This is a genomic window from Bradyrhizobium sp. HKCCYLS1011 (assembly GCF_051167795.1).
Taxonomy (GTDB): Bacteria; Pseudomonadota; Alphaproteobacteria; order Rhizobiales; family Xanthobacteraceae; genus Bradyrhizobium.
In genome coordinates, this window is record NZ_JBNPTT010000012.1 from 41,231 (window position 1) to 66,124 (window position 24,894).

At 64.5% G+C, this 24,894-nt stretch carries 23 protein-coding genes and 1 tRNA gene; 9 read left to right on the top strand and 15 right to left on the bottom strand.

All coding sequences use genetic code 11. From position 1 onward, the window contains the following. The first annotated feature begins 48 nt into the window (after nucleotides 1-48). Complete coding sequence (locus tag ACQR1W_RS32880; RefSeq protein WP_434854651.1) at nucleotides 49-2,088, top strand: methyl-accepting chemotaxis protein; 2,040 nt, start codon at nucleotides 49-51, stop codon at nucleotides 2,086-2,088. Nucleotides 2,089-2,270: 182 nt separating this feature from the next. Here the strand turns inward: ACQR1W_RS32880 and ACQR1W_RS32885 are convergent, their stop codons facing one another. The 9 genes from ACQR1W_RS32885 to ACQR1W_RS32925 form a co-directional block, all read right to left on the bottom strand. Next, a complete protein-coding gene (locus ACQR1W_RS32885; RefSeq protein WP_434854652.1) occupies nucleotides 2,271-3,161 on the bottom strand; it encodes a crotonase/enoyl-CoA hydratase family protein in 891 nt (296 codons plus the stop codon). 128 nt (nucleotides 3,162-3,289) lie between these two features. After that, nucleotides 3,290-4,708 carry an amidase gene (locus ACQR1W_RS32890; RefSeq protein ID WP_434854653.1) on the bottom strand — a complete coding sequence of 473 codons (1,419 nt, stop codon included), beginning with the start codon at nucleotides 4,706-4,708 and terminating at the stop codon, nucleotides 3,290-3,292. Beyond that, nucleotides 4,701-5,873, bottom strand: a complete 1,173-nt coding sequence (locus tag ACQR1W_RS32895) for a M20 aminoacylase family protein (RefSeq protein WP_434854654.1) — start codon at nucleotides 5,871-5,873, stop codon at nucleotides 4,701-4,703. Before ACQR1W_RS32895 ends, ACQR1W_RS32890 begins: the two co-directional genes overlap by 8 nt. A gap of 36 nt (nucleotides 5,874-5,909) precedes the next feature. Next, the gene (locus tag ACQR1W_RS32900) at nucleotides 5,910-7,409 is read right to left on the bottom strand and encodes a M81 family metallopeptidase (protein ID WP_434854655.1); all 1,500 of its coding nucleotides are present in this window, start codon (nucleotides 7,407-7,409) and stop codon (nucleotides 5,910-5,912) included. A 350-nt stretch (nucleotides 7,410-7,759) separates the two neighbouring features. Continuing rightward, on the bottom strand, nucleotides 7,760-9,406 hold the full coding sequence (locus ACQR1W_RS32905; protein ID WP_434854656.1) for an ABC transporter ATP-binding protein: 1,647 nt from the start codon (nucleotides 9,404-9,406) through the stop codon (nucleotides 7,760-7,762). Between the two features lie 144 nt (nucleotides 9,407-9,550). Further along, nucleotides 9,551-10,441: an ABC transporter permease gene (locus tag ACQR1W_RS32910; protein ID WP_434854657.1), complete on the bottom strand. Its 891-nt coding sequence runs from the start codon at nucleotides 10,439-10,441 to the stop codon at nucleotides 9,551-9,553. Between the two features lie 12 nt (nucleotides 10,442-10,453). After that, the gene (locus ACQR1W_RS32915) at nucleotides 10,454-11,395 is read right to left on the bottom strand and encodes an ABC transporter permease (protein ID WP_434854658.1); all 942 of its coding nucleotides are present in this window, start codon (nucleotides 11,393-11,395) and stop codon (nucleotides 10,454-10,456) included. Nucleotides 11,396-11,558: 163 nt separating this feature from the next. Then, the gene (locus ACQR1W_RS32920) at nucleotides 11,559-12,245 is read right to left on the bottom strand and encodes a DNA-3-methyladenine glycosylase I (RefSeq protein ID WP_434854659.1); all 687 of its coding nucleotides are present in this window, start codon (nucleotides 12,243-12,245) and stop codon (nucleotides 11,559-11,561) included. 68 nt (nucleotides 12,246-12,313) lie between these two features. Continuing rightward, complete coding sequence (locus tag ACQR1W_RS32925) at nucleotides 12,314-13,444, bottom strand: M20/M25/M40 family metallo-hydrolase (RefSeq protein WP_434854660.1); 1,131 nt, start codon at nucleotides 13,442-13,444, stop codon at nucleotides 12,314-12,316. Nucleotides 13,445-13,705: 261 nt separating this feature from the next. Here ACQR1W_RS32925 and ACQR1W_RS32930 point away from each other — a divergent pair, with 261 nt between their 5' ends. Next, on the top strand, nucleotides 13,706-15,319 hold the full coding sequence (locus tag ACQR1W_RS32930) for an ABC transporter substrate-binding protein (RefSeq protein ID WP_434854661.1): 1,614 nt from the start codon (nucleotides 13,706-13,708) through the stop codon (nucleotides 15,317-15,319). Between the two features lie 99 nt (nucleotides 15,320-15,418). On the opposite strand, the gene ACQR1W_RS32935 is transcribed toward ACQR1W_RS32930, so the two are convergent. Beyond that, nucleotides 15,419-15,559, bottom strand: coding sequence for a hypothetical protein (locus ACQR1W_RS32935; RefSeq protein ID WP_434854662.1), 141 nt, complete (start codon nucleotides 15,557-15,559; stop codon nucleotides 15,419-15,421). Between the two features lie 297 nt (nucleotides 15,560-15,856). Here ACQR1W_RS32935 and ACQR1W_RS32940 point away from each other — a divergent pair, with 297 nt between their 5' ends. After that, the gene (locus ACQR1W_RS32940; protein WP_434854663.1) at nucleotides 15,857-17,464 is read left to right on the top strand and encodes an ABC transporter substrate-binding protein; all 1,608 of its coding nucleotides are present in this window, start codon (nucleotides 15,857-15,859) and stop codon (nucleotides 17,462-17,464) included. A 52-nt stretch (nucleotides 17,465-17,516) separates the two neighbouring features. Here the strand turns inward: ACQR1W_RS32940 and ACQR1W_RS32945 are convergent, their stop codons facing one another. Continuing rightward, on the bottom strand, nucleotides 17,517-18,923 hold the full coding sequence (locus ACQR1W_RS32945; protein WP_434854664.1) for a methyl-accepting chemotaxis protein: 1,407 nt from the start codon (nucleotides 18,921-18,923) through the stop codon (nucleotides 17,517-17,519). A 220-nt stretch (nucleotides 18,924-19,143) separates the two neighbouring features. Between ACQR1W_RS32945 and ACQR1W_RS32950 the strand changes: the two genes are divergently transcribed. The 3 genes from ACQR1W_RS32950 to ACQR1W_RS32960 are packed head-to-tail and all read left to right on the top strand — an operon-like array spanning nucleotide 19,144 to nucleotide 20,622. Then, a complete protein-coding gene (locus tag ACQR1W_RS32950; protein WP_434854665.1) occupies nucleotides 19,144-19,476 on the top strand; it encodes an ArsR/SmtB family transcription factor in 333 nt (110 codons plus the stop codon). After that, entirely contained in the window at nucleotides 19,469-19,948 is a 480-nt protein-coding gene (locus ACQR1W_RS32955; RefSeq protein ID WP_434854666.1) for an SRPBCC family protein, read from the top strand. Before ACQR1W_RS32950 ends, ACQR1W_RS32955 begins: the two co-directional genes overlap by 8 nt. A gap of 14 nt (nucleotides 19,949-19,962) precedes the next feature. Continuing rightward, entirely contained in the window at nucleotides 19,963-20,622 is a 660-nt protein-coding gene (locus ACQR1W_RS32960; protein ID WP_434854667.1) for a glutathione S-transferase family protein, read from the top strand. A 71-nt stretch (nucleotides 20,623-20,693) separates the two neighbouring features. On the opposite strand, the gene ACQR1W_RS32965 is transcribed toward ACQR1W_RS32960, so the two are convergent. Then, nucleotides 20,694-21,011, bottom strand: coding sequence for an antibiotic biosynthesis monooxygenase family protein (locus ACQR1W_RS32965; protein ID WP_434854668.1), 318 nt, complete (start codon nucleotides 21,009-21,011; stop codon nucleotides 20,694-20,696). A gap of 518 nt (nucleotides 21,012-21,529) precedes the next feature. Between ACQR1W_RS32965 and ACQR1W_RS32970 the strand changes: the two genes are divergently transcribed. Then, on the top strand, nucleotides 21,530-21,736 hold the full coding sequence (locus tag ACQR1W_RS32970) for a hypothetical protein (RefSeq protein WP_434854669.1): 207 nt from the start codon (nucleotides 21,530-21,532) through the stop codon (nucleotides 21,734-21,736). Between the two features lie 5 nt (nucleotides 21,737-21,741). Beyond that, nucleotides 21,742-22,317: a Fic/DOC family protein gene (locus tag ACQR1W_RS32975; protein ID WP_434854670.1), complete on the top strand. Its 576-nt coding sequence runs from the start codon at nucleotides 21,742-21,744 to the stop codon at nucleotides 22,315-22,317. A gap of 9 nt (nucleotides 22,318-22,326) precedes the next feature. Here the strand turns inward: ACQR1W_RS32975 and ACQR1W_RS32980 are convergent. Next, nucleotides 22,327-22,413, bottom strand: a tRNA-Leu gene (locus tag ACQR1W_RS32980). A 267-nt stretch (nucleotides 22,414-22,680) separates the two neighbouring features. Here ACQR1W_RS32980 and ACQR1W_RS32985 point away from each other — a divergent pair. Continuing rightward, a complete protein-coding gene (locus tag ACQR1W_RS32985) occupies nucleotides 22,681-23,187 on the top strand; it encodes a hypothetical protein (protein ID WP_434854671.1) in 507 nt (168 codons plus the stop codon). Between the two features lie 20 nt (nucleotides 23,188-23,207). Here ACQR1W_RS32985 and ACQR1W_RS32990 read toward each other — a convergent pair whose 3' ends face one another. Then, on the bottom strand, nucleotides 23,208-24,407 hold the full coding sequence (locus ACQR1W_RS32990; protein WP_434854672.1) for an FAD-dependent monooxygenase: 1,200 nt from the start codon (nucleotides 24,405-24,407) through the stop codon (nucleotides 23,208-23,210). Nucleotides 24,408-24,417: 10 nt separating this feature from the next. Beyond that, entirely contained in the window at nucleotides 24,418-24,660 is a 243-nt protein-coding gene (locus tag ACQR1W_RS32995; protein WP_434854673.1) for a zinc-finger domain-containing protein, read from the bottom strand. Nucleotides 24,661-24,894 lie beyond the last annotated feature (234 nt).

The window sequence follows — 24,894 nt, forward strand, 5'->3', positions numbered from 1 at the left end:
TTTTTTACTATTGTTCGACTAACACCGATCGAAGGTGTGAGTTCGATCATGTTGAAGAAAACCAGGATACTTCACCGCATCGCCCTGTCGGCCTTGCTGCCCTTGCTCACCTTGGCCGCGCTCGCCACTTACGAAATCTCGGCCAAATGGCTGGTCCGCGCCGAGATGGCGCGCCTGCAGCCGGTTGCAGCGGCAGTCGAAAAGCTCAGCCGCTTCGTTCACGAGCTGCAGCGCGAGCGCGGGATGTCGTCAGCGTTCCTCAGCAGCAAGGGCACGCAGATGGGCCCTGAGCTCGGCCGGCAGCGCCAGCAGACCGATGCGGAGCGTGCCAGTGCGGTCGCAGCGCTCGGCGAATTGCGCGGCGCCCAAGCCCTGACGGCGGCCGTGCGGGACTGCGAGCAGCAACTGACACAGCTCGACCGCTATCGCAGCGAGATCGACGCGCAGTCGGTCACGCCGCCGGTTGCCGTCGGCTATCTCACCGAGATCGTCGGTCGGTTGATCGGGCTGATCAACGGCATCTCCCGGCTGAGCGACGACGACGAGATCTCCAAAGCCATCATCGCCTACGGCAATCTGACCGAGGGCAAGGAGCGCGCCGGATTGGAGCGCGCCACCGTGGCCGGCGGACTTGCTGCCGGGCGTTTTGAACCGGCCGGCTATGCCCGCGCGATGGGGCTCGCCGCGGCCCAAGAAAGTTTCTTCAGCGCCTTCCGAACGGTTGCGACCGCCAAGTCGCAGGCGGCGTTCCAGGCGGCGATGGCAAGCCCTGCGATCGAAGGGTTCAGCGCGATGCGCAAGACCGTCGAGCAGGGCGCGTTCAGTGGGGATTTCAAGGGACTCGAGAGCAAGACCTGGTGGGATACGGCCACGCGGCGGATCGATCTGCTGAAGCAGGTCGAGGACGCGCTGGCGGGCGCATTGTCGGAGCTGATGGCCCGCAAGGAGGCTGACGCGAACCGGAGCCTGGCTGCCGTTGCCGTGTTGTTGCTGGCGGCCCTGCTGGTCAGCATCGGCGCCGTGGTTGCGATGGCGCGCAGCATCACCGAGCCGGTCAACGCGCTCGCCGATGCGATGACGCGACTGGCCAAAGGTGACCTCACGACAGAGGTCGACGCAGTCGACCGGCACGATGAAATCGGGCTGATGGCGCGGTCCGTACAGTTCTTCAAGCAGAACATGATCCATACGGCCGAGCTTACCGCGAGGGACGCCGAGGCCGAACGTGCGCGCACCGCCAAGGCGCGGCAGGTCGGCGAGCTCGCCGATCGGTTCGGCAACGACATCACCGGGGTGATCGAGACCGTGATCTCGGCATCGACCCAGTTGGAGTCGACCGCCGCCATCATGGACAAGAGTGCGGGCCGGACCAGCGGCGAGGCGGCGAGGGTGGCGCAGACGACCGAAGCCGCGTCGAGCAACATGCAGACGGTGGCAGCCGCGTCGGAGCAGCTGTCGACCGCGGTCGCAAGGATTGGCGGCCAGGTGACGCAGTCGACCGACATCGCGCGGGACGCGGTCGCCGAGGGGCAACGGGCCAACGAGACGGTGCAGAGCCTCTCCAACGCGGCCGAGAAGATCGGCGATGTCGTCAGGCTGATCAGCGAGATCGCCGGTCAGACCAACCTGCTCGCGCTCAATGCCACGATCGAGGCCGCGCGGGCGGGCGATACCGGCCGCGGCTTTGCCGTGGTCGCCGGCGAGGTGAAAAGTCTCGCTGAGCAGACGGCCAAGGCCACGGACGACATCCGCGCCCAGATATCGGCGATGCAGGGCATCTCGACCGAGGCGGTGCGGGCCATCAAGGGGATCACCGCGACGATCGGCGAGCTCAATGCCATCGCCGTCTCGATTGCATCGGCGGTCGAGGAGCAGGACGCGGCGACCCGCGAGATCGTTCGCAACGTGCAACGTGCGGCGCAGGGCACCGGCGACATATCGCAGAACATCCTGCAGGTCACCGCCGCGGCCACCGAGTCCGGCACCGCAGCCAGCCAGGTGCTCGGCGCCTCCAAGGAGCTGTTGCGCCAATCGGAGAGCATGCGCCGGCACGTCGACGCCTTCATCAGCGGCATCAAGGCGGCGTGAGACGTCGGATGACGTTGGCTGGAGAACCGATAGGCTAACGAGTTGTCCCACTGTCGTCCCGGCCTTGAGCCGGGACCCCATACTCACAGAACATCGTTTGGCGACGAACGATATTCAGAGTGCCACAAGATAGATCACGCGGTATGGGTCCCCGCGTTCGCGGGACGACAGCGAATTTGTGACTACTTGTAATCCCGCTCGTCCCACCACGGGAAATAATCCGGCATGTCGGTGGACACCTTGTTCTTGAACTGGGCCGGGCGCTTCTCCAGGAACGCGGTCACGCCTTCCTTGACGTCGTCGGAGCGGCCGCGCGCGTAGATGCCGCGGCTGTCGACCTTGTGCGCGTCCATCGGATCATCGGTGCCCATCATGCGCCACATCATCTGGCGGATCAGCGCGATCGAGACCGGCGCGGTCTTCTCCGCGATCTCGCGTGCCAGCGCGCGTGCGGTCGGCAGCAGCTCGTCCGCGGGCACCACCCTGCTGACGAGCCGCCCCGCAAGCGCCTCCTGTGCCGGGAAGACGCGGCCGGTGTAGCACCATTCCAGCGCCTGTGAGATGCCGACGATGCGCGGCAGGAACCAGCTCGAGGCGGCTTCGGGCACGATGCCGCGCTGGGAGAACACGAAGCCGAAGCGCGCGGCATCGGAGGCGATGCGAATGTCCATCGCCAGCTGCATGGTGACGCCGATGCCGACCGCGGGTCCGTTCACGGCGGCGATCACCGGCTTCAATGATTTGAAGATGCGCAGCGTCACCTGGCCGCCGCCGTCGCGCACCTGCGGATCGGAATAGTCGACGCGCCCGTCGGGATGGCGCCGCACCGGACCGCGCCTGACGTCGCGGTCGAACGTGTCAGCGCCGGATGACAGGTCGGCGCCGGCACAGAAGGCGCGCCCCGCACCGGTGACGATGACCGCCCTGATCTCGTCATCCCTGTCGGCGCGGTCGAAGGCGTCGATCAGCTCCCGCTGCATGGTCGGGGTGAAGGCGTTGAGCTTCTCCGGCCGGTTGAGCGTGATGGTGAGGATCTGGTCGGCGACGTCGTAGAGAATGGTCTCGTAGGCCATGGGTGTTTCGCTCCGGTGGTTCTTATGATTGTCGTCATGGCCGGGCTTGACCCGGCCATCCATCCCTTTTTGTAAGATGATGGATGCGCGGGTCGAGCCCGCGCACGACAGTCGAGTATGTTGTGCCTTTAGCCCTTCGGCGGCGCAGGCCAGGGCCGCTGTTCGCCGCGCAAGCCTTCGAACGTCTTGGCCAGGCCCAGTACGCCGAGATCGTCGAAGCGGCGGCCGACGATCTGCAGCCCGATCGGGAAACCGTCGGCATCGTAGCCCGCGTTGACCGAGACCGCCGGGTTCTCGGACATGTTCCACGGCACCGTGTAGGTGATGTGCTCGAACGGTTGTGCCGGGTCGTTGACGGGGGAAGCGAACTCGGCCGGGAATTTCACGCCCGGAGAGGTCGGCGAGATCACGTAATCGAAATCACAGAACAGCTTGGCGGCGGCGGCGCGGATCGCCATGGTCACGTTGAAGCCCCTGACCACCTCGACGCCCGAGAGCGATGCACCGCGCTCGGCCCATTGCAGGATGTAGGGCAGGGTCTTGTTGCGGACCTCGGGCGTGAGCCGGGAGAGATCGTCCCACAGCCGCGCGCGCCAGAAATTGTCGAGCCCCTGCAGCATCTCGCGCGTGAAAAAATTCTTGGCCTCGCTGACCACGGCCCCGGCGGATTCGAACGCTTTCGCCGCCTCAAGCACGGCCGCGCGCACCGGCGCTTCCAATGGCTGTCCGACGCCCAGTTCGAGCATCAGGCCGATCCGCAGCTTGCGCGGCGACTTCTCGACCACCTTCCAGTTGAGGTCGGTCGGCGGCAGGCTGGTGCCGTCGCGGCGATCGGGCTTCGACAGCACGCTCATCATCAGCGCGGCATCGTCGACGATGCGCGTCATCGGCCCGGCGACGCGGCCGACATAGGGCGGATCGATCGGCACGCGCCCGAAGCTCGGCTTCAGGCCGACGAGGCCACACCAGGCCGCCGGCAGGCGCACCGAGCCACCGATGTCGGTGCCGAGATGCAGGGGACCGTAGCCGGCCGCGGCGGCGGCGCCCGCACCGGCGCTGGAGCCGCCGGGATTCATTCGGAGGTCCCAGGGATTGCGGGTGAGCGGGTGGAAGCTCGACAGGCCCGACGACAGCATGCCGTAGTCCGGCATCGTGGTCTTGGCGAAGATGATCGCGCCCGCTTCGCGCAGCCGCGCCGCGGGCGGAGCGTCCGCTGCGGCTGGCGTCAGCGTCACGCTCGCAGCGCCCAGCGGGATCGGCTGGCCCTTGGTGGCCATGTTGTCCTTGACCGTCGCCGGCACGCCGTCGAGCGCGCCGGCCGGCTCGTCCTGCGCCCAGCGCGCGGTGGAGGCCTTGGCCGCGGCGCGCGCCGCATCGGGATCGAAGAGATACAGCGCCTTGATGTGCGGCTCCCAGGCCGCGACATGCGCCAGCACCTCCTCCATCACTTCGGACGGCGAGAACTGGCGCGCCCGATAGCCCGCGATCAGATCGACCGCGGAGAGATCGTGCAGCGAGGTAATCTCATTCGATGCCGGTTTATGCATGGGCGCTCACGGGCAGGCGGGTTTCGATGATGCGGGCGAACATGCTGGCGCCGACGGGCAGGATCTTGTCGTCCAGCACGTAGCCTGGATTGTGCACCGGCACCGAGCCGTCATGGCCGACCCAGAAATAGGCGCCGGGGATCTTCTGCAGCATATCGGCGAAATCCTCGCTGCCCATCTTCGGAGTCGCGCGGGTCAGGACCTTGGACGGCTCGACCACGGTGCGCGCGACCTCCTCGACCACCTTCGAATGCTCTTCCTGGTTCACCAGTACGCTGAAGATGTCGCGGATGTCGACATCGATCTCGCAGTGGAAAGCGGCCGCGATGCCGGCGCAGATCGCGCGCATGCGCTCGCGGATCAGGGCGCGGACGGAATCGGAAAAGGCGCGCACGGTGCCGCACAGCCAGGCGTCGCCAGGGATCACGTTATAGGCTGAGCCGGCATGGATCTGGGTGATGGAAACGACGGCAGCCTGAAGCGGATCGACATTGCGGCTGACGATGGTCTGGATGGCCTGCGCCACCGAAGTCGCGATCACCACCGCATCCTTGGAGCGCTCCGGCATCGCGCCATGGGCGCCGTAGCCGGAAATGCGGATATCGAAGAAGTCGGCGCCGGCCATCGCGGGCCCCGGCAGGATGGCGATCTCGCCATGGTTCAGGTCGGGCGCGTTATGCAGGCCATAGAGCTCGTCACATGGAAATTTCTCGAACAGCCCATCCTTGATCATCGCCCGCGCGCCGCCGAGGCCTTCCTCGGCCGGCTGGAAGATGAAATGCACGGTGCCGTCGAAATTCTTGGTCTCCGCCAGATAGCGCGCGGTGCCGAGCAGCATCGTGGTGTGGCCATCATGGCCGCAGCCATGGAAGCGGCCCGGAATGGTCGAGCGCCACGGCAGATTGGTGTTCTCCTCCATCGGCAGCGCGTCCATGTCGGCGCGCAGCCCGATCGTCTTGCCGTTGCCGCTCTTGCCCTTGAGCACGCCGACCACGCCGGTGCCGCCGAGTCCGCGATGCACCTCGATGCCCCATTGCGCGAGCTTCTCGGCGACGATGCCGGACGTGCGCGTCTCCTCGAAACCGATCTCCGGATGGGCGTGCAGGTCGCGGCGGATGGCGGTGAGTTCGTCGGCGTAGCCTTCAATGCGGTCGATCAGCGGCATGGGTCTCTTTATCCGTAGGGAAATGATGATGAAGTGTTATGGCGCAAAGGCCGGGCCGTTCGGCTTGACGCGGATGCCCGGACGCAGCCGCGTCCAGGGCAGGGTGGCGGGATCGGCCGGCATCGGGCCGGGCGCGGCGCAGATCAGAAGTTTCTCCGCGATCGGCTCGAAATCGGCGCGGAAATGTACCGAGCTCTTGTTGACCAGGATGGCCTGCTCGGTCGGCTCGATGCCGACGAAGCGATACATCGCCTGGTCGGCGAGCTGTGCCTTGTGCGAGCAGACGACGACCCTGATATCACCGATGCGCAAGGCGGCCGAGGGCCCCATGTCCATCTTGCGGCCGCCATAGAATGGGCCCGGAGCTACGAAGCGGCCATCCGACAGCTTCTCGACGATGAAGCTCTCCGTCAGCGGCGCATCGCCCGGAATGCCGGACTTGCTGCCCAGCGACAGCGTCACGGTGGCGCCTTCACCGGCAGCGTGCGCGGCGAGGGCTGATTGCGGATCATAAATCATGCCGATCGCGGCGCGCTGCGCGCGGTTGCGCACCAGAGCGCGCAGCATGCCTGTGGTGTCGGAATCGCCGCCGGCGCCGGGATTGTCCTGCGTGTCCGCGATCACGATCGGTCTGGTCGCGGTTTTCGCAAGCTCCATTGCGTGGCGTACGCCGTCGTCAGGCGAATAGATCCTGCCGTCGAAATCGTTCTCGTGACCGGCAACGAGCGCGGCGATCGCATCCGCGGCCGCATCGGCGTCGGCCTGCGTCCGGCCGTAGGCGAACACGCTGGGCCCGCAGTTAATGAAGTCCGCCGCAGGAAAGCCCGGCGCGAAGGAGAGCGTGGGCACCGCGTCGCTCTGATAGGTCGCGAGCGTCTCATAGATGCCTTTGGTCGGCTGATCATTGGTGCATTGCCAGCTGATCGGGATCAGGAATGGCAGTTGCCGGAACGCCTTGGCGAAACGCTGCTGCGAGTTAATTAGCAACGCCAGATGCTGCGCCGAGGCGCGGCCAGTGTCGGCCATGTCGGTATGAGGATATTTCCGATAGGCGATCAGCGCATCGGCATGATCGATCATCTCAGGCGTGACATTGGCGTGCAGATCGACGCTTGCGACCAGCGGCACGTCCGGGCCAATGACCTCGCGCACGCGCGCCAGGATCTCGCCCTCGCCGTCGTCGAGATGTTCGGTGACCATCGCACCATGCAGATCGAGATAGACGCCGTCGACCGCGCCAGCGGCCTTGATGCGGTCGATCATGACGCCGACGATCCGCTCGAACGCGTCTTCCGTGACATGCGCCGAGGGGCTCGCAAAACAGGCGATCGTCGGCACCAGATCCCAGCCTCGCGCTTCGGCCTCGGCGATAAAGCCGGACTGGCCGGCATTGATATTGCGCATCGTCGTCAGCACGCTCGCAGCGTCCGCGATCGAGGCCGCGCCACTGCCATGCATGAACGCATGGTAGCCCGCTTTGGTTGGCGCAAAGGTATTGGTCTCGTGCAGCAAGCCGCCGATCGCGATGCGAGTCATCAGTTCGTCTCAGTCCGTTGACGTGGTCTGCGACGTTAGACCTCTCCTCGCGCGCTGCGCAAGCAAAGGAGCAATTCCGTTTTGCATGTGCTGGGCGCGCCCGGCGCGCGTTGGCCGGCCGTCCAGTTTCCACGGCGTCATTCCGGGGCATCGCGTAGCGATGAGCCCGGAATCCATAACCACAGCAGGATCTGTGCGGCACGCGCGTCGACCGGCTGATGTCACCACATCCGCCTGTGAGTATGGCTTCCTGGCTCGTGCGGAGCCTGTCATCGGGCCGCGCTTTGCGCGGACCCGTTGGCACGCCCCGGAATGACGAGGAGGATAGATCGCGAGCCCTCTCGACGCTGCTATGCCACCGCCTCTGCCACGGGGCGGAAATTGGCAAAATCCCAGTTGCGGCCGGGCGCGGCCTCGAGCAGCGCCCGCGTATAGGCTTCCTTCGGATGCGTCAGGATCTCGCCGGCCGGGCCTTGTTCAACGATGCGGCCCTTCTGCATCACCACGACGTCGTCGCAGATCTGCGCGGCGACGCGCAGATCGTGGGTGATGAACAGGATCGCGATGCCGAGCCGGCGCTGGATCTCGTCGAGCAGATCCAGCACCTGCGCCTGCACGGACACGTCGAGCGCGGAGACCGCTTCGTCGGCGACCAGCACATCCGGATCCAGCGCGAGCGCGCGCGCAATTGCGATGCGCTGGCGCTGGCCACCGGAGAACTGGTGCGGGAACCGGGAGATGGAGTCGGCGGGCAGGCCGACCAGTTCCAACAGCTCGCGTGCGCGCGCCATCGCCTTGTCGCGCGACGTGCCATAGTTGATCGGGCCTTCCGCAATGCTTTCGCCCACGGTCAGGCGCGGGTTCAGCGAGCGGTAGGGATCCTGGAACACGATCTGGATGCGCTTCCTGTGCGGCTGCAGCAGGCGACGCGTCAGGATGGAGATTTCGTGGCCGGCGAGCCGGACGCCGCCCGAGGTTGGGTCGATCAGCCGGACGATGCAGCGCGCGACCGTCGACTTGCCCGAGCCGCTCTCGCCGACGATGCCGAGCGTGCGGCCCTTGCGCAATGTGAGCGACACGTTTTCCGCAGCGACCACTTCGCGCGCTTTGCCGAGCAGGGAGCGCTCGCGATAGACCTTGCCGAGCTCGTTGGCCTCCAGCACCACCGGCTCTTTCGTCTCGGGGCGCGCGGGCCGCGGAATCAGGCTCGGCACAGCGGCGAGCAGGTTGCGCGTGTAGTCCATTTCCGGCTGGCGCAGGATCTTGTCGAGCGCGCCGGTCTCGACCAATCGGCCCTGGCGCATCACGGCGACGCGGTCGGCAATCTCGGCGACCACGCCCATGTCGTGGGTGATGAACAGCACGGCGGTGCCGTGGTCGCGCTGCAGGTCGCGGATCAAAGTGAGGATCTGCTTCTGCGTCGTGACGTCGAGCGCGGTGGTCGGCTCGTCCGCGATCAGAAGCTTCGGCTCCAGCACCAGCGCCATCGCGATCATGATGCGCTGGCGCTGGCCGCCCGACAGGCGATGCGGGTACGAGGCGAAGATGCGCTCGACGTCAGGCAGGCGTACCTGCTCCATCATGTCGAGAATGCGCTTGCGGCGGGTGCGTGCGTCGAGGGATGTATGCGCGCGCAGGACCTCGTCGATCTGGCGGCCGACTGGCACGACCGGATTGAGCGCCGTCATCGGCTCCTGGAAGATCATCGCCATGGTGGTGGCGCGCAACTGCCGCAGGCGCCGGTCGGTGGCGGTCAACAGCTCTTCGCCGACCAGCTTGATGCTGCCGCCGATCGGATGCAGCGCGTTCTTCGGCAACAGGCCCATCGTCGTCAGCGAGGTCACGGACTTGCCCGAACCGCTTTCGCCGACGACGCACAGCGTCTCGCCCTTGGCCACCTTGACCGAGATGCCGTCGATGATCCGCGGGCCGTTGGGGTTTTTGGTCTTGCCGAGCGCAACGACGAGACTGTCGATGTCGAGAATGGTGTCGGTCATGTCAGCTCATACTCTCAGTCGTTCCGGGGCGACGCGAAGCGTTGAACCCGGCATCTCGAGATTCCGGGGTCGCGTCTTCGACGCGCCCCGGAATAACGGAAAACATATGCAAATCTGTCGCCCGCGTCGGGAATACGATTGCGGTCATTTTCCGCCCTCCCGCTGCTTCATCCGCGGATCGAGCGCGTCGCGCGCGGCGTCGCCGATCAGGTTGATCGAGAGGATGGCAATCGACAGCAGAAGCCCCGGCCAGAAGATCAGCGACGGCTTGATCTGGAAGTAGGCGCGGCCCTCGGCCATGATGTTGCCCCAGGTCGGCGTCTCCGGGCTGATGCCAGCGCCGAGGAAGGACAGGATCGCCTCGGTCAGAATCGCGGAGGCGCAGACATAGGTGCCCTGCACGATCAGGGGCGCGATGGTGTTCGGCATCAGATGCCGCCACATGATCTTGGGCAGCGATGAGCCGAGCGAGATCGCGGCTTCGACATACGGCTCCTCGCGCGCGGTGAGCACGACCGAGCGCACCAGGCGCGCGACGCGCGGAATTTCCGGAATGGTGATCGCGATCATGACGGTGGTGATGCTGGCGCCGGACAGCGAGACGACGGCGATCGCGAGCAGGATGCTCGGGATCGCCATCAGGCCGTCCATCACGCGCATCATCACCGCATCGACCCATTTGAAGAAGCCGGAGACGAGGCCGATGAAAAGCCCGATCGCAATCGAGAACACGGCAGCGCCGACGCCGACCAGCAGCGAGACGCGGCCGCCATAGATCGTGCGCGACAACAGATCGCGGCCATAGGCGTCGGTGCCGAGCAGGAATTGCGCGCTGGCCGGCTTCAGCCGCTGCGCCGGCGCCAGCAGCACCGGATCATGCGGTGCGAGCATCGGGGCAAGGACGGAGACGATCACGACCAGCGCCAGACAGATGGTTGCGGCCGCGATGATCGGGGTCGAGGTGAGAAAGCCGAACCGCGGAGTGAGCCGCGTGGTGACCGGCAACGACGGTTCGGGATGGGTGACGATCGCCATCAGGACAACGCCTCAGTAACGGATACGGGGGTCGAGCAGGGTGTAGGCGACATCGATCAGCAGATTGACTGCAAGATAGATGAAGGAGGTCAGCAGGATCATGCCCTGGATCACCGGATAGTCGCGCGCCAGCACGGCGTCGACCGTGAGGCGGCCGATGCCCGGCAGGTTGAACACGCTTTCGGTGACGACGACGCCCGAGATCAAAAGCGCAAAGCCCGAGCCGATCACGGTGATCACAGGCACGGCGGCATTGCGCAGCGCATGGCGCAGCAGCACCGAGACTTCACCGATGCCCTTGGCACGCGCGGTGCGGACGAAATCCTCGCCCAGCACGTCGAGCATGGCCGCGCGCGTCATGCGCGCGATCAGCGCGATATAGATGAAGGACAGCGTGCAGGTCGGCAGGATGATGCGTTCGAAGAAGGGGCCAAAACCTGCGGAGAGGCTCTTGAAGCCCTGCACCGGAAACCAGTGCCGATTGATCGCGAACACCTCGATCAGGATATAGCCGATGACGAATACCGGCACGGAAAAGCCGAGCACGGAAAGGCCCATCACGAACCGATCGATCCAGGTGCCGTGCTTCCAGGCCGCGATCACGCCGAGCGGCACGGCGACGATGATCGCCAGGATGATGGTCGAGATCGCAATCGAGATCGACGGCTCGACGCGCTGGCCGATCATCTGCAGCACCGGCACCTTCGAGATCAGCGAGACCCCGAGATCGCCGTGCATCAGCTGATTGATCCAGGTGATGAACTGGATGTAGAGCGGCTCATTCAGGCCGAGCGAGGTGCGGATACGTTCGAGCTGCTCCGGCGTGGCGTTGTCGCCGGCGAGGATGGCGGCAGGATCGCCGGGCGTCAGTCTCAAAAGAAGGAACACGAACAGAGCGACCACGCCCATCACGGGAATGGCGGCGAGCACGCGACGTAGCAGATATCCGATCATGAGGGGCCGACTGCCTTCATCCTAGGCTTTCGCCGGTTACACGGCGCGGTGAATGCGCCTGCATGTCACTGATATCAGTCACTTTCAAGATCTCCCGGTCTTTTCGCTGTGCGATGGCTGCAAGCTGCGTGCCATGGCTTGCAGTCGACCTGTCACACGCGGATCATGGTTGATGGTTCTCGCCGATCGAGAGCGCGCAGATGCGCGACAGCTGCGTGTAGGACAATCCGGTCTCCTTGGCCCAGGCATTGAACTGCATCTGAACCTTGGCGAGATCGCTCTTGGATTTGACCTCTTCGGCGATATCGAGGCCTGAGTCGCGCAGGCAGGCGACCACATCCTTCGAGGTGACGAAGCCGTCCCAGCCGAGGAAGCGCAGCAGCATCTGTCCGGTATTGCCGCCAAGCCGGCTGCCGCGCTTGTCGAGGAGGGCGAGCAGCCCGACCTCATCGGAGGAGGGCCAGTCCGCCAGGAAGTTGCCGAAGCTGCCATGCTCCTTCGCGATCTCCTGCACGAAGGCGGCGTTGGCACGCACCGACATGATCTTTGCTGCATTGCGCACGATGCGTGCATCGCGCAACAGGCCATCCCAGAAGTCATCCGGCTGAAACAGCAGCTGCGCTGGCTGAAAACCCAGAAACGCATCCTCGAAGCCCGGCCATTTCGCCTCGATCACGCTCCAGGCAAAGCCCGCGGAAAACACTCGCCGGCTTATCTCCGCAAGCGCGCGATCATCGGTCAGCTTCGCCACCGCAGCATGATCGGAGACCGGCGGCAGCAGCGCGGCCAAAGCCTGCGCGCCGCCTTTGCGCTTCTCCGCCCGACTTCTGATCGTCTTGAACGAGGCCATGCGCGCCGTATCACTCCGTGCGCCGAACACAGCAGAGTTCGCGGCGCGCGTAAAGCGTCAGCCCGTTCTCATTCCAGAGTCGCGAGCAGGCCGGCCATGAGGCGGCCGCGTTCGACGAGACTGTCGATCTCGATGTGCTCGTTGAGGGTGTGAGCATCCGCGCCGCGCACGCCCAAGCCGTCGAGGGTCGGGATTCCCAGCGCGCCGGTGAAGTTGCCGTCGGATCCGCCGCCCGCCGAACCGTGCGGCAGCTTCATCCCGAGCTGTTCGGCGACGCCGCGCGCCGTGTCGTAGAGCGACATAGTTCCGGAATCCGGTTCCCACACCGGACGCGTGACGCCGCGCGTGACCTTGAATGTGACGTCGTTGGTGGTGCCGGACAGCGCCAGCATCCGTTCCACGCCGTGATCGAGATCCTCCTGACGCTTGGCCATGCTGAGCGCTTCGCCGGTGCAGGTCGTTGCAACGCAGTTGACCCATTGGCCGCCGTGCACGATGCCGACCGAGAAGGTGCAATCTTCCGTGGTCATGTCGTCGATGACGAGAATTTGCCGCGCCATTTCCCGTATCGCGGAACGGCCGGCCGAAAGTCGCGCACCCGCATGGCTCGGCCGTCCCGTGGCTTCGAGATTGAAGCGGGCAATCGCATAGCGGCCGGTCACGACGCCATTGTCGGGGCGGCCAGGTTCGGGCACCAGGACGTATTTGTTGCGCAGCGCCTCGGCTTCGATGATGTCGCGCGTCGACGGCGTGCCGACTTCCTCGTCCGGCGTGAAGAGAACCGTGATCGGCAACGGCGTCGTGAACGACGCGCGCGTCAGCTGTCTGATCGCTTCGAGCGACAGATAGTTGCCACCTTTCATGTCAAAGATGCCCGGGCCATAACATTTGTTACCCTCGCGCCGCCATGGCAGCTTCGCGATGGTGCCGACGGGGTGGACGGTATCAAAATGACCCGCGATCAGGATACCAGGCTCGCCCTGTTTGGGATGCGGAAAGCGGGCCCGGACGCAGCCGGCAAAACCCTGGCGCCCGGTGATGCGTTCGATGGTCGCACCCATGATCGCCATGTCCCGGGCGGCGAGATCGAGCATGCTCTCAACCGCGAGGGCGTCCCAGGTCGGGCTTTCGCACTCCACCCAGCCGCGCAGACCCTGCAGCATAGCCTCGACATCAAAGGGAAGATTGGCTGGATTCATCGGGAGCCCTCGTTCGCGTTGGCCAGCGTGACCGAGCGATGCGATCAACTGGTGCGCATTTTGTAATGCCAAGTCATGCGGGCGTTAACGTCGTTGTTTTCGACGTCACGCATGCGCGGAATGCGGATTGACGCGTGAAGCGTCCTGGTGCAACTGTCGAAATCTGAAGACTTACAGCGTGTTAGTTCGCCTAAATTCCGGACTACATGCATAAACAGTGACCGGGTCGTGACCGCTTTTACGCCAAGTCAGGAGACATCAATGTTCCACATCTCGCGCCGGAAACTTCTCACGCTTGCAGGCATCGCCTGGTCGGCGCTTGCGCTCTCCGGAGCAGAGCCGTCGGAGGTGCTTGCCGCATCGACCAAGAAGACGATCACTGCCGTGATGCATTCGGATCTGCGCGTCATCGATCCCGGTTTTACCACCGCCTACATCACGCGCGACCATGGCTACATGGTTTACGATACGTTGCTGGCGACCGACTCGAACTTCAAGATCCAGCCGCAGATGGCGGATTGGAAGGTCTCTGACGACAAGCTTACCTATACATTCACCCTGCGCGACGGCTTGAAGTGGCATGACGGCACGCCGGTCACGGCAGAGGATTGCGTCGCCTCGCTGAAGCGCTGGGGCCGCAATGACGGCATGGGCCAGAAGCTGATGGATTTCACGGCGAGCCTGGAAGCTGCCGATGCGAAAACCATCGTGCTCAAGTTGAAGGAGCCCTACGGCCTCGTGCTGGAGTCGATCGGCAAGCCGTCGTCCTATGTCCCGTTCATGATGCCGAAGCGTCTGGCCGAGACGCCGGCGGGCCAGCAGATCCCCGAGCAGATCGGCTCCGGCCCGTTCAAATTCGTCAAGGAGGAATTCCAGCCGGGCGTGAAGGCGGTCTATGAGAAGAACACCGACTACGTGCCGCGCAAGGAGCCGGCGAGCTGGACCGCAGGCGGCAAGGTGGTGAAGGTCGACCGCGTCGAGTGGATCACGATGCCGGACGCGCAGACCGCGGTGAACGCGCTGCAGTCGGGCGACATCGACTTCATGGAGAACCTGCCCTACGACATGCTGTCGGTGCTCGAGGCCAACCCGGACATCCATATCGAGGTTTCGAACAAGTTCGGGTTCCAGACGCTCGGCCGGATGAACTTCCTGCTGCCGCCTTTCGACAACGTCAAGGTCCGCCGCGCGGCCTTCCTGGCGATCAATCAGAAGGACGTGCTCGACGCGCTCGTCGGCAATGCGAAGTATCAGAAGGTCTGCGGCGCAGTGTTCGTTTGCGATACGCCGCTGGAGAGCGACGTCGGCGCCGAGACGCTGGTCAAGGGCAATGGCCTGGAGCAAGCCAAGAAGGCGCTGGCCGAATCCGGCTATGACGGCACGCCGATCGTGATCATGGCGCCGGGCGACGTGACCACGCTCAAGGCGCAACCGATCGTCGTGGCACAGCAGCTGCGCGAGGCCGGCTTCAAGGTCGACCTGCAAGCCACCGATTGGCAGACCGTGGTGACGCGTCGCGCCAGCCAGAAGCCGATCAAGGAAGGCGGCTGGAACATGTTCTTCACCAACTGGGTTGGAGCCGATGTCGCCAACCCCGTGGCCAACGTCTCGGTCGGCGGCCGCGGCACCAAGGGCGGCTGGTTCGGCTGGGCGGCCGACGAGAAGATCGAGAAGCTGCGCGACGACTATGCGCGTGCGACCTCGCCGGCGGAGCAGAAGCGGATCGCGACCGAGATCCAGAAGGAGAACTACGAGCAGGTGATCTACATCCCGCTCGGCCAGTATCTGTTGCCGAGCGGCTGGCGCAAATCGCTGACCGGCGTGCTCGACGGCCCCGCGACCCCGGTGTTCTGGAACGTCGACAAGAGCGAATAGCCGATCTTGTCGCATTAGTGAAGGAAACACGGCGGAGCCTCTCCGCCGTGTTTTTGTTTATGAGGCTGTGTTCGCGGCCGCGGATCGTCGGAAGACGCGTCAGCAATGGCTGTCGCGAACGGCTTCAGGTCCGTCGACCATCAAAGGCGGCGCGATCTCGCGCGCGGGCGCCTGCTCGCGCTCGGTCGCGTCGGTGACTGCCTGCTCGCCGCCTTGCGGCTCCGCGCATTCGCTCGACATCATCGTGCTCCTTTGGTTGCGCCGACAACGGCTGGCGGCGCAGGCGGTTCCAGATTTCGGGAACGACGATGCCAACATCGGGTGATCACGATGGGGGCCTTGCGCCGGGATCAGATCGCTTTCAGTGATCGGTGAAAGCCGATTGACGAACACTGGAACTGCTGCAACTCTCGACGCCGCAAAATATAGAACGCTGTCAGCCGGTTCAGCGTCGATGCGCGGATGCGATGCACAATGAATCGCCGAGCCCTGATCAGTTTCGCGCCATCAATCTCACATCACCTCGAGAGAGTTCGCATGTCACACAGTCCGCGCCGGATGCTGTCCGCGCTCGCCGCATGGCTCGTCGCTTCCGTACTTGTGATGTCGGCGAGCGTTCCGCCTGTGCTCGCAGCTGCCAAGAAAACCATTACGGCGGTGATGCACTCGGATCTGCGTGTCATCGATCCGATTTTCACGCCGGCCTACATCACCCGTGACCATGGCTACATGGTCTATGACACGCTGTTGGGAACGGACGAGCATTTCAAGGTCCAGCCGCAGATGGCGGACTGGAAGGTGAGCGACGACAAGCTCACTTACACCTTCACTTTGCGTGACGGACTCAAATGGCACGACGGCACGCCGGTCACCGCTGAGGACTGCGTGGCCTCGCTGAAGCGCTGGAGCCGCAATGATCCCATGGGCCAGAAGCTGATGGAGTTCACGGCGAGCTTAGAAGCGACCGACGCCAAGACGATCACGCTGAAGCTGAAGGAGTATTACGGCCTCGTGCTGGAGTCGATCGGCAAGCCCTCGTCCTACGTCCCGTTCATGATGCCGAAGCGGCTCGCGGAGACGCCGGCGAACCAGCCGATTCCCGAACAGATCGGCTCCGGCCCCTTCAAGTTCGTGCAGGCCGAATTCCAGCCCGGCGTGAAGGCTGTCTACGAGAAGAACATCGACTATGTGCCGCGCAAGGAGCCGCCGAGCTGGACCGCCGGCGGCAAGGTGGTGAAGGTCGATCGCGTCGAGTGGATCACGATGCCTGACGCGCAGACCGCGGTGAATGCGCTGCAGGCCGGCGACATCGACTTCATGGAGTTTCCGCCGCAGGATCTGGAGCCGGTGCTGGCGGCCAATCCTGATCTCACCATGAACGTGCTGAACAAGTTCGGTTATCAGACCTTTGGCCGGATGAATTTCCTGTATCCGCCGTTCGACAATGTGAAGATCCGCCGCGCGGCGTTCCTGGCGATCAACCAGAAGGATGTGCTCGACGCGCTGGTCGGCAATCCCAAATACTACAAGATCTGTGGCGCCTTGTTCGGTTGCGGCACCCCGCTCGAGACCGATGTCGGCTCGGAGACGCTGGTCAAGGGCAACGGCCTGGAGCAGGCCAAGAAACTTCTGGCCGAATCCGGTTATGACGGCACGCCGGTCGTGATCCTCGGGCCGATGGATGCGATCACGCTGAAGCCCCAGCCGATCGTGGTCGCGCAGCAATTGCGCGCGGCCGGCTTCAAGGTCGATCTGCAGGCCACTGACTGGCAATCGGTTGTGACGCGGCGGGCCAGCCAGAAGCCGCCGAAGGAGGGCGGCTGGAACATGTTCTTCACCAATTCGGTGATCGCGGATGTCGGCAATCCGCTGTCCAGCACTTTCCTCGGCGCACGCGGGCTGAAGTCGTCGTTCGGCTGGCCGGAAGATCCGAAGGTCGAGGAGCTGCGCGAGGCCTATGCCCGCGCGACCGCCCTCGACGAGCAGAAGAAGATCGCCGTCGAGCTGCAGAAGGAGGTCTACGACCAGGTGATCTACGTTCCGCTCGGACAGTGGTTCAGCCCGAGCGTGTGGCGCAAATCGCTGACCGGGGTGCTGGAAGGGCAGGCGGTGCCGGTGTTCTGGAACATCGACAAAAGCGAGTAGTCTTGCGCCTGATCGCGGCGGGCCGGCCTTTGCTTGCTCTTCCTGCGGCAGCTCACTCGCGTATCCGGTCGAGGTCGGCGAGCACCTCTTGCGAGGCCTTTTCGACATTCCCGATCTCGGCCAGCGCCTCGTCGATCCGACCCATGCCGAACAGACGCGCCGCCTCCTTCCCGTGGCGATGCACAGCGGCATGCGGCTGCTCGAGATGGCGGAACACGGCGTTGCCGGCAAACCGCTGGCTACCTTCGCCGTAGTACCACTTGCCGAGCCGGCAATTATGATGCTCGCTGAGTTCGTCGGCCTTGAGCGACAGCCGTCCGACCGACATGTCGACAAGCCGCTTCTTCCAGATCACGTGGTCAGCCTTGGCCAGCCGCACCACCCGGTTGTCCAGCGAGAGCTTGGCGATCTCACCCAGCATCTTTCCGACTTGGCCGTCGGTCTTGGCCATGGTGTCGGCGAGCGACATCACCTCGTTCGAATTGGCGGTGGCGAGATCGGCGATGATGGTGATGCCCTGCGCAACCTCGTCGGCGGCAGCGGTCTGCTCGGCCAGGATGCCGGAGATATCGTCCATCTTCGCGCTGACGGCGGCGGTGCGAGTCCCGGCCTGATCGATTGTCTGCGCCAGATTGTTCATCTCGGACATGCCGACATCGACGGCCTTGGCGCCGCCGGCCATGGCCGCGACGATGCCGCTCATCTCGGCCTGCAGTCGCTCGATACGGCCCTTGATGTCCTCGGTTGCCTTGGTGGTTTGCTGCGACAGGTTCTTCACTTCGGCGGCGACCACAGCAAAACCCTTGCCGAACTCGCCGGCGCGGGCCGCTTCGATCGTGGCGTTCAACGCGAGCAGGTTGGTCTGGTTGGCGATGGCGTCGATGGTGCCGACGATCGAGCCGATCTCGGCGGAGGCGGCGCTGAGATCGGCGATCTTGGCCGAGGTGTCGCGCACGGCGCTCGCGATGCCGTGCATGGTTTCCAGCGTTCGCCGCACCGCCACCACGCTGTCGTCGACGATCAGGCGCGTCGCTGCGGCCTCGGTTGCCGCGGCCGTCGACGTCGTGCTGATTGTCTGGACGGAGGCCTGCATCTCCACCGAGGCTGCGGCCAGGCCCTGACAGCGTTCGGACTGGTTGACCGAGGCTGCGATCAGGCGCGCAGCACTGATCGAGGCTTCGTTGCTGTTGATGCAGAGCTCCACCGTGGCGTCGAGATCCAGAGACGCGCGCTCGGCCAGCGTGCGGCCGAGGCGGTGGATGGCTTCCATCAGGTCGGGCTTGACGGGCACGCGCAGGGCAGCTGCGTCGACGCTCGCTATCTCACGGTTCAAGTTGCCGTCGGCCCAGTCGTTGAGACATTTGGCCAGGATGTCCTGGAATGCATCGAGGCCTGAAGCGTCGGACTGTTCGGGTCCGGCCTTCGGGCGCTCGTTCTTCTGGTTGCGGAATCCCAGCATTGTCCTTGTCGCTTCTTTGTCGTCGGCGAGCGATGATTCGGCTCGTCGTGAACACTAATGCCGTCGTCCTCTCCTAAAGATTCCGGAAATATACGGCAGGTCCAAACTCAAACGCCGGAGCTCAGTCGACGCCTCCGAGTGAGCTTATTGCTCGCCGCGCGATCCGATCAGCACATGGATGTCGCTTGACATCGACGTTAGCCGTGGCTTACCGTAAGTCATGACTTACCAAAATGTCTTGGCGGTGCTGGCCGACCCGACGCGGCGGCAGGTGTTCGAACGCCTGCGTGACGGGCCGCAGCCGGTCAAGCTGATCGCTGCGGGCCTGCCAGTGTCGCGGCCGGCGGTGTCGCAGCATCTGAAGGTGCTGAAGGATGTTGGGCTGGTCGAGGAGCGCAGCGAGGGCACCCATCGCTTCTACTCGGTGCGGCGCGAGGGGCTTGCCGAACTGCGCGACTGGCTCGACAGTTTCTGGGACGATGCGTTGCTTGCGTTCAAGATCGAAGCCGAGCGATCGCATCGACGAGCGAAGGGAAGGAAACGGGATGAGTGAAATCGTGCCGATCGCCCCGGTGCTGAAGCAGGTCCATGTCAGGGCGCCGATCACCCACGCCTTCGAGGTCTTCACCAGTGGCCTGACGCGGTGGTGGCCGCACACCCATGGCGTCGGCAAGAAGCCGATCCGGACCGTGTTGATGGAGCCGCGGCTCGGCGGGCGCTGGCTCGAGATCGCCGAGGACGGCACCGAGACCCCGGTTGCCAAGATCACACTATGGGAGCCGCCACATCGCTTCGTGATGCTCTGGCAGGTCAACGCGCAATGGCAGCCGGACGCGACCATGCACTCGGAAGTGGACGTGCGCTTCATCGCCGAAGGCGCCGAGGCGACGCGCGTCGAGCTGACGCATCATAAGTTCGAGACCATGGGGGCGGAGGCCGGCGCCTCGATGCGCAGGGATGTCGACGGCGGCTGGCCCGGGCTCATGCAGCGCTTTGTCGAGGAAGCCGAACGGAGTCAAACATAACGAGGGAGGTCGTCGTGTCGGAGTTCATCGTTCATTCCGTGCCTGGAAGCCCGTTCGGGCGAAGCGTGCTGATCGCGTTGGAAGAGAAGGGCGCCGGCTATCGCCTCGCGGCGCTGGCGCCGGGTGCGTCCAAATCGCCGGAGCATCTGGCGCGCAACCCGTTCGGGCGTATCCCCGTGCTGGAGCACGACGGCTTCGTGCTCTACGAGACCCAGGCGATCCTGCGCTATCTCGATCGGATCCTGCCGCAGCCGTCATTGACGCCGGCTGACGTGAAGCAGGCGGCCCGAATGGACCAGGTGATGAATATCAGCGACTGGTATCTGTTCCAGGGCGTCTGCAACGTCATCGGATTTCAGCGCATCATCGCCCCGCGCTTCATGGGAATGGCAACCGATGAAGCCGCGGTCGAGGCGGCGATGCCGAAAGCGCACACGGTGTTTGCCGCGCTGTCGGAGCTGCTGGGCGAGCAGCCGTTCATCGCGGGCGATGCGCTATCTCTGGCCGATCTGCAGGCCGCACCGCAGGCGAGCTTCCTGTCAGTGACCCCGGAATGGGCTGCGCTGACCGCGCCACATCCCAATCTCGTGGCCTGGATCGACCGGCTCGAATCCCGGCCAAGCTTCCAGGCCACGACCTGGCAGCGGCTGACGGAGCGCGCACAGGCGGCGTGAACGGCGATGCGCGGGGCGCACGCGCTGGCATCAGCCCGCGTCCCGCGCAGCGCACGCAAGCCTGGTTCTCGTCAGCGCTCGAGCGTGAACGCCACCTCGTACAGGCCGGGATCTGCCGTGCCGTAGGACTTGTTGCCGTCGATCAGGCCTCTTGCCTTCAGATGCGCGATGACGCATCGGGCGGCATCGAGATCGGTGGTTTGGGCGTAGTTGACGACGCGCGTTCCGTCCAGGCAGCGGTGCAGACTGGCAGAGATCCAGCCGTCCACATCACGGGCGACCTTCGCGGCCTCGGCGAGATAATCGATCAGCGGCTGCTGCCCGCCCGGCGGGACGGTAAAGACGTTGATCTGCGTGATGATGGATGTGTTGGTGCTGATGACAGGCATGTGGATGCTCCTTGTGTGAAGCGACGCCGGCCGGCGGCAAGGAACATCGGGACCAGTCTCCGTCCAGCATGCGCCAAGCCTCCGGCGAGAGATCGCCGAATGCTTGTCGCGGGTTCTTCAATAGCTGAAGAGACGGAGCCCCATGCGGGGGGATGGGCTTACCGATGCCATACTGGTCCTTTTCGACCTGTGCAGTGTAGGTGAAGCGAGCGGCCGGATCAAACAGTGCGGCGAATTGTCCTGAGTGCCGCTGCGACCACCGCCAGGTCGTTGGCTGAGACTGGACAGGTCCTGGTGCGGGCGGTGGGACTCGAACCCACACGTGCTTTTCGTGATGACTTTCGGCCTGTGCGAAGAGCGCACCAGAGTGCCCGCGAATCGACCCGCCCACGCTTTTCTGTCCTCAAAGCCTTACCGGGGGGTGAAGGCGCGTCCTCCCCGCTAAGCCGCCTCCGGCGGCTTTCCAACTTCAACGCTCGGCAAGTGCAAGACACCGCTATTCGTGGTAGGATGCTTTCATGCAAACCCGCAACAAGAAGTCCGCCGCCGATAAGCGCGCCGCTGCCACCCAGGTCATTGGCCGCGAGCGCTTCGCCAAGATCAGCGCCGTGGAAGGCATCAAGCTTTCGAGCGCAATGAAGAAGCGGATTGCCCAGTTTGATCGCGACGGTCTTTCGGCCGCCGAGCGGCGTCGGGAAATCGTCAAGGCATATAAGAAGAGCTAGCCTCGATGTACGACGCCGTTGAAGACCCGTATTGCTATCCGGGCACAACGGTTCTCAAGAACAAGCTGGACCTCAGGAAACAATCTGAGCTGGACGCCTTTGAGGCCGAAATCACGGCGCAGCGGGCCGAAGAGCCGCTGCCCTCCGGCAGACTCGGCTATGCGCATTACAAGGCCATTCACAAGCACTTGTTCCAGGACGTCTATGCCTGGGCAGGCAAGATCCGCAATGTGCGGATATCCAAGGGCGGCAGCATGTTCTGCTATCCCGAGGGCATCGATCGCGAGATGTCAAAGCTCTTCGGCTCGCTGGCAGCGCAAAAGCATCTCAGGGGTACCGCCTCGAAAGACTTCGCAGCGAAAGCCGCGCACTTTCTGGCCGAGTTGAACGCGATCCATCCCTTCCGCGAAGGAAACGGCCGTACGCAGCTTAGCTTCCTGATGCTGCTCGCCGAGGTCGCCGGTCATCCTCTCGACATCGAGCGCCTTGATCCAGAGGCCGTGATGGACGCCATGATTGAGAGCTTCGGTGGCGACGAGAAGCCGCTCGCCAAGATCATTCTTGGGCTGGTCAGCAAGTAAGATTTTGGTTGGTGCGGGCGGTGGGACTCGAACCCACACGACGTTGCCATCGAGGGATTTTAAGTCCCTTGCGTCTACCAATTCCGCCACGTCCGCCTTTGAGATCAGGGATTTAGCGCCTCATTCGACGAAAGGGAATGAGGTCTGATACCGTCCCGTTGCTCACCCGAATGCTTAAGCCAGCCGGGCCGCCCCGGTAAAGCCTCAATCCGGGCATCTGCACTTGCTTGAGAACGGCTGGAGCCTTCATAAGGCCGCTTGGAATCATGGGCTATCGCATTGGTCGACCGCCGTGTTTTCGGACGGGCGCCGATGAATTGAATTTGAGACGATCTCTTAAGCTTCATGGACTATCGAGGTGGAATGACCGTTGCCGAATACCGCCGCGCCGCATGCCGGCTCGCCTCATTTGCCGGGCTGCTGGGGCTTGCACCCATGCTCGCGGCTTGCGCAGGCATGAGCGACAATATGTCGACCGCTTTCGCCGATCCCGCCAAATACGAGCTCTATGACTGCAAGCAGCTCGAGACCGAGCGCAAGAATCTGGCGAACCGCTCCGCCGAGCTGCAGGGCCTCATGGCCAAGGCGGAGACCGGCACCGGCGGCGCCGTCGTGGCCGAGCTCGCCTATCGCAACGACTATGTCTCGGTTCGCGGCCAGTCGCAGTTGGCCGAAGAGGCCTGGCGCCGCAACAAGTGTCAGGAGACGCCACCTCCGCCGCCAACGCCGGCAGCTCATGCCAAGGGGGTCAAGGCAGGTACTAAGGCAGGGTCCAAGGCGGCCAAACCGGCAAAGCTGCCCAACCCGGCCGGTGCCGCGGCTCAAGACGGCCCGCCGACCACGCTGCCCAAGGATGGCTCGACCTACTGATCGGCGAGCCCGGTCGGCGATCACATGCGCCAGTCGTAGATCCAGCTCTGTCGCTTGAACAGCCGCTCCGGACCAAGCGCCTTGATCGTGAGGTCGCGGGCCAGCGCAAGCGGCCCGGTCATGTGATAGATGCGGCCCTGTCCGCGCGCGGTACGTTGAACCTGCGCAACACGGGGACGCCGCAGCTTGGCATAGGCCTTCAAAGCTGCCGCGACATCGGCCGGTCCGTCCGGCCGCGCCTCGCTCAAGGTTTTCGCCAGGACAGCGGCGTCCTCGATCGCCATGCCCGCGCCCTGCGCGGCAAAGGGCAGCATCGCATGCGCGGCATCGCCGAGCAGGGCCATAGGCCCTTCGGCCCAGTCGCCGCCCTCAGGCACGCCGAACAGCGCCCATTTGCGCCAGCTGTCGACCGCATTGAGCATCATCCGCGCCGGGCCGGGCCAGCGTGGCGGGGCAAAGGCTTCCATCAGCTCGGCGGCGCTGCCCTCTGTGCTCCAGCCCGGCCGATTCCAGGTTCCCGGCACCACCGCCACGACGTTGATCTGCCGGCCGGCAGAAATCGGATAGACAACGAGATGGGCGTCCGGCCCCATCCAGAGCTGCACCCGTGCCGCCGCCAATTCGCGCGGCAGCTGCCTGGACTCGAGCGTGCCGCGCCAGGCGATCAGGCCGGAGAACTGCGCCCGCACTTGCGGAAAAAGGTGATGCCGGACCGACGACCAGACCCCGTCGGCGCCGATCAGCGCCAGCGCGAGATCCTGCTTGCGATGGTCGCCGCTGCGCTGGACCACGGTCAGTCCTCTGGCGTGACTTGCAGCATCCTCGAACTGGCAGCCGAGCCGCAGCTCGATGTCGGGATGCGCCATGACCTCGGCCGCGAGCGCAGCCTGCAGATCGGCGCGGTGAATCACCCAATAGGGGGCGCCTGCCGCGCGGGTTGCCGCCTCGCCCAGCGGCAACCGCATGATCTCGCCGCCGGCACGCGCGCTCATGATGCTGATGGCCTCGGGCACAACGGCCCGCGCCGTCAGCCGCGGCTTCAGGCCGAGATCGATCAGGATGCGGCTGGCATTGGGCGAGAGCTGCAGGCCGGCGCCGACTTCCTCCAGACGCTCGGCCTTCTCCAGCACCACGACCCGAAAACCTTTGGTCGCGAGCGCCAGTGCGGCCGTCAGTCCCCCAATCCCGGCGCCTGCGATGAAGACGGTGCGCAATGCCACGATGAACGCTTCACGCGACGTCCTTCAGCACGCATTCCGGCGGCCGGGCTTCACCTGCCGCGAGGTCAGCTGCGAAGCGATACAGCGTCGAGCAGTACGGGCAGATGATTTCCTTGTCGTTGCCAAGGTCGAGGAAAACATGCGGATGATCGAACGGTGGATTGGCGCCCACGCACATGAACTCATGCGAGCCGATCTCGATGACGGGAACGCCGGCATCATTGTGGAAGTGCGGGACGATGTTGTCGGCCATCGAATTCACCTTGAGTAGCAACGGGAGCGAACACAGAGTCGATGCGGCGAGCCGAAGTCACGCAGCCGCGGTCGAAACGGCGCGCACCATACTGGTGGACAGGGGCAATTCCTAGTGCGGGGAACCGGGATCAGCTGTACCGCTATCGCGCAGGATTCGATACGATTGGAGTTCAGCCGAGAAGCCCTTCTTTCGTCGGGGCCGTTGTGTCTTGGTACCGGTACATTATGTCAT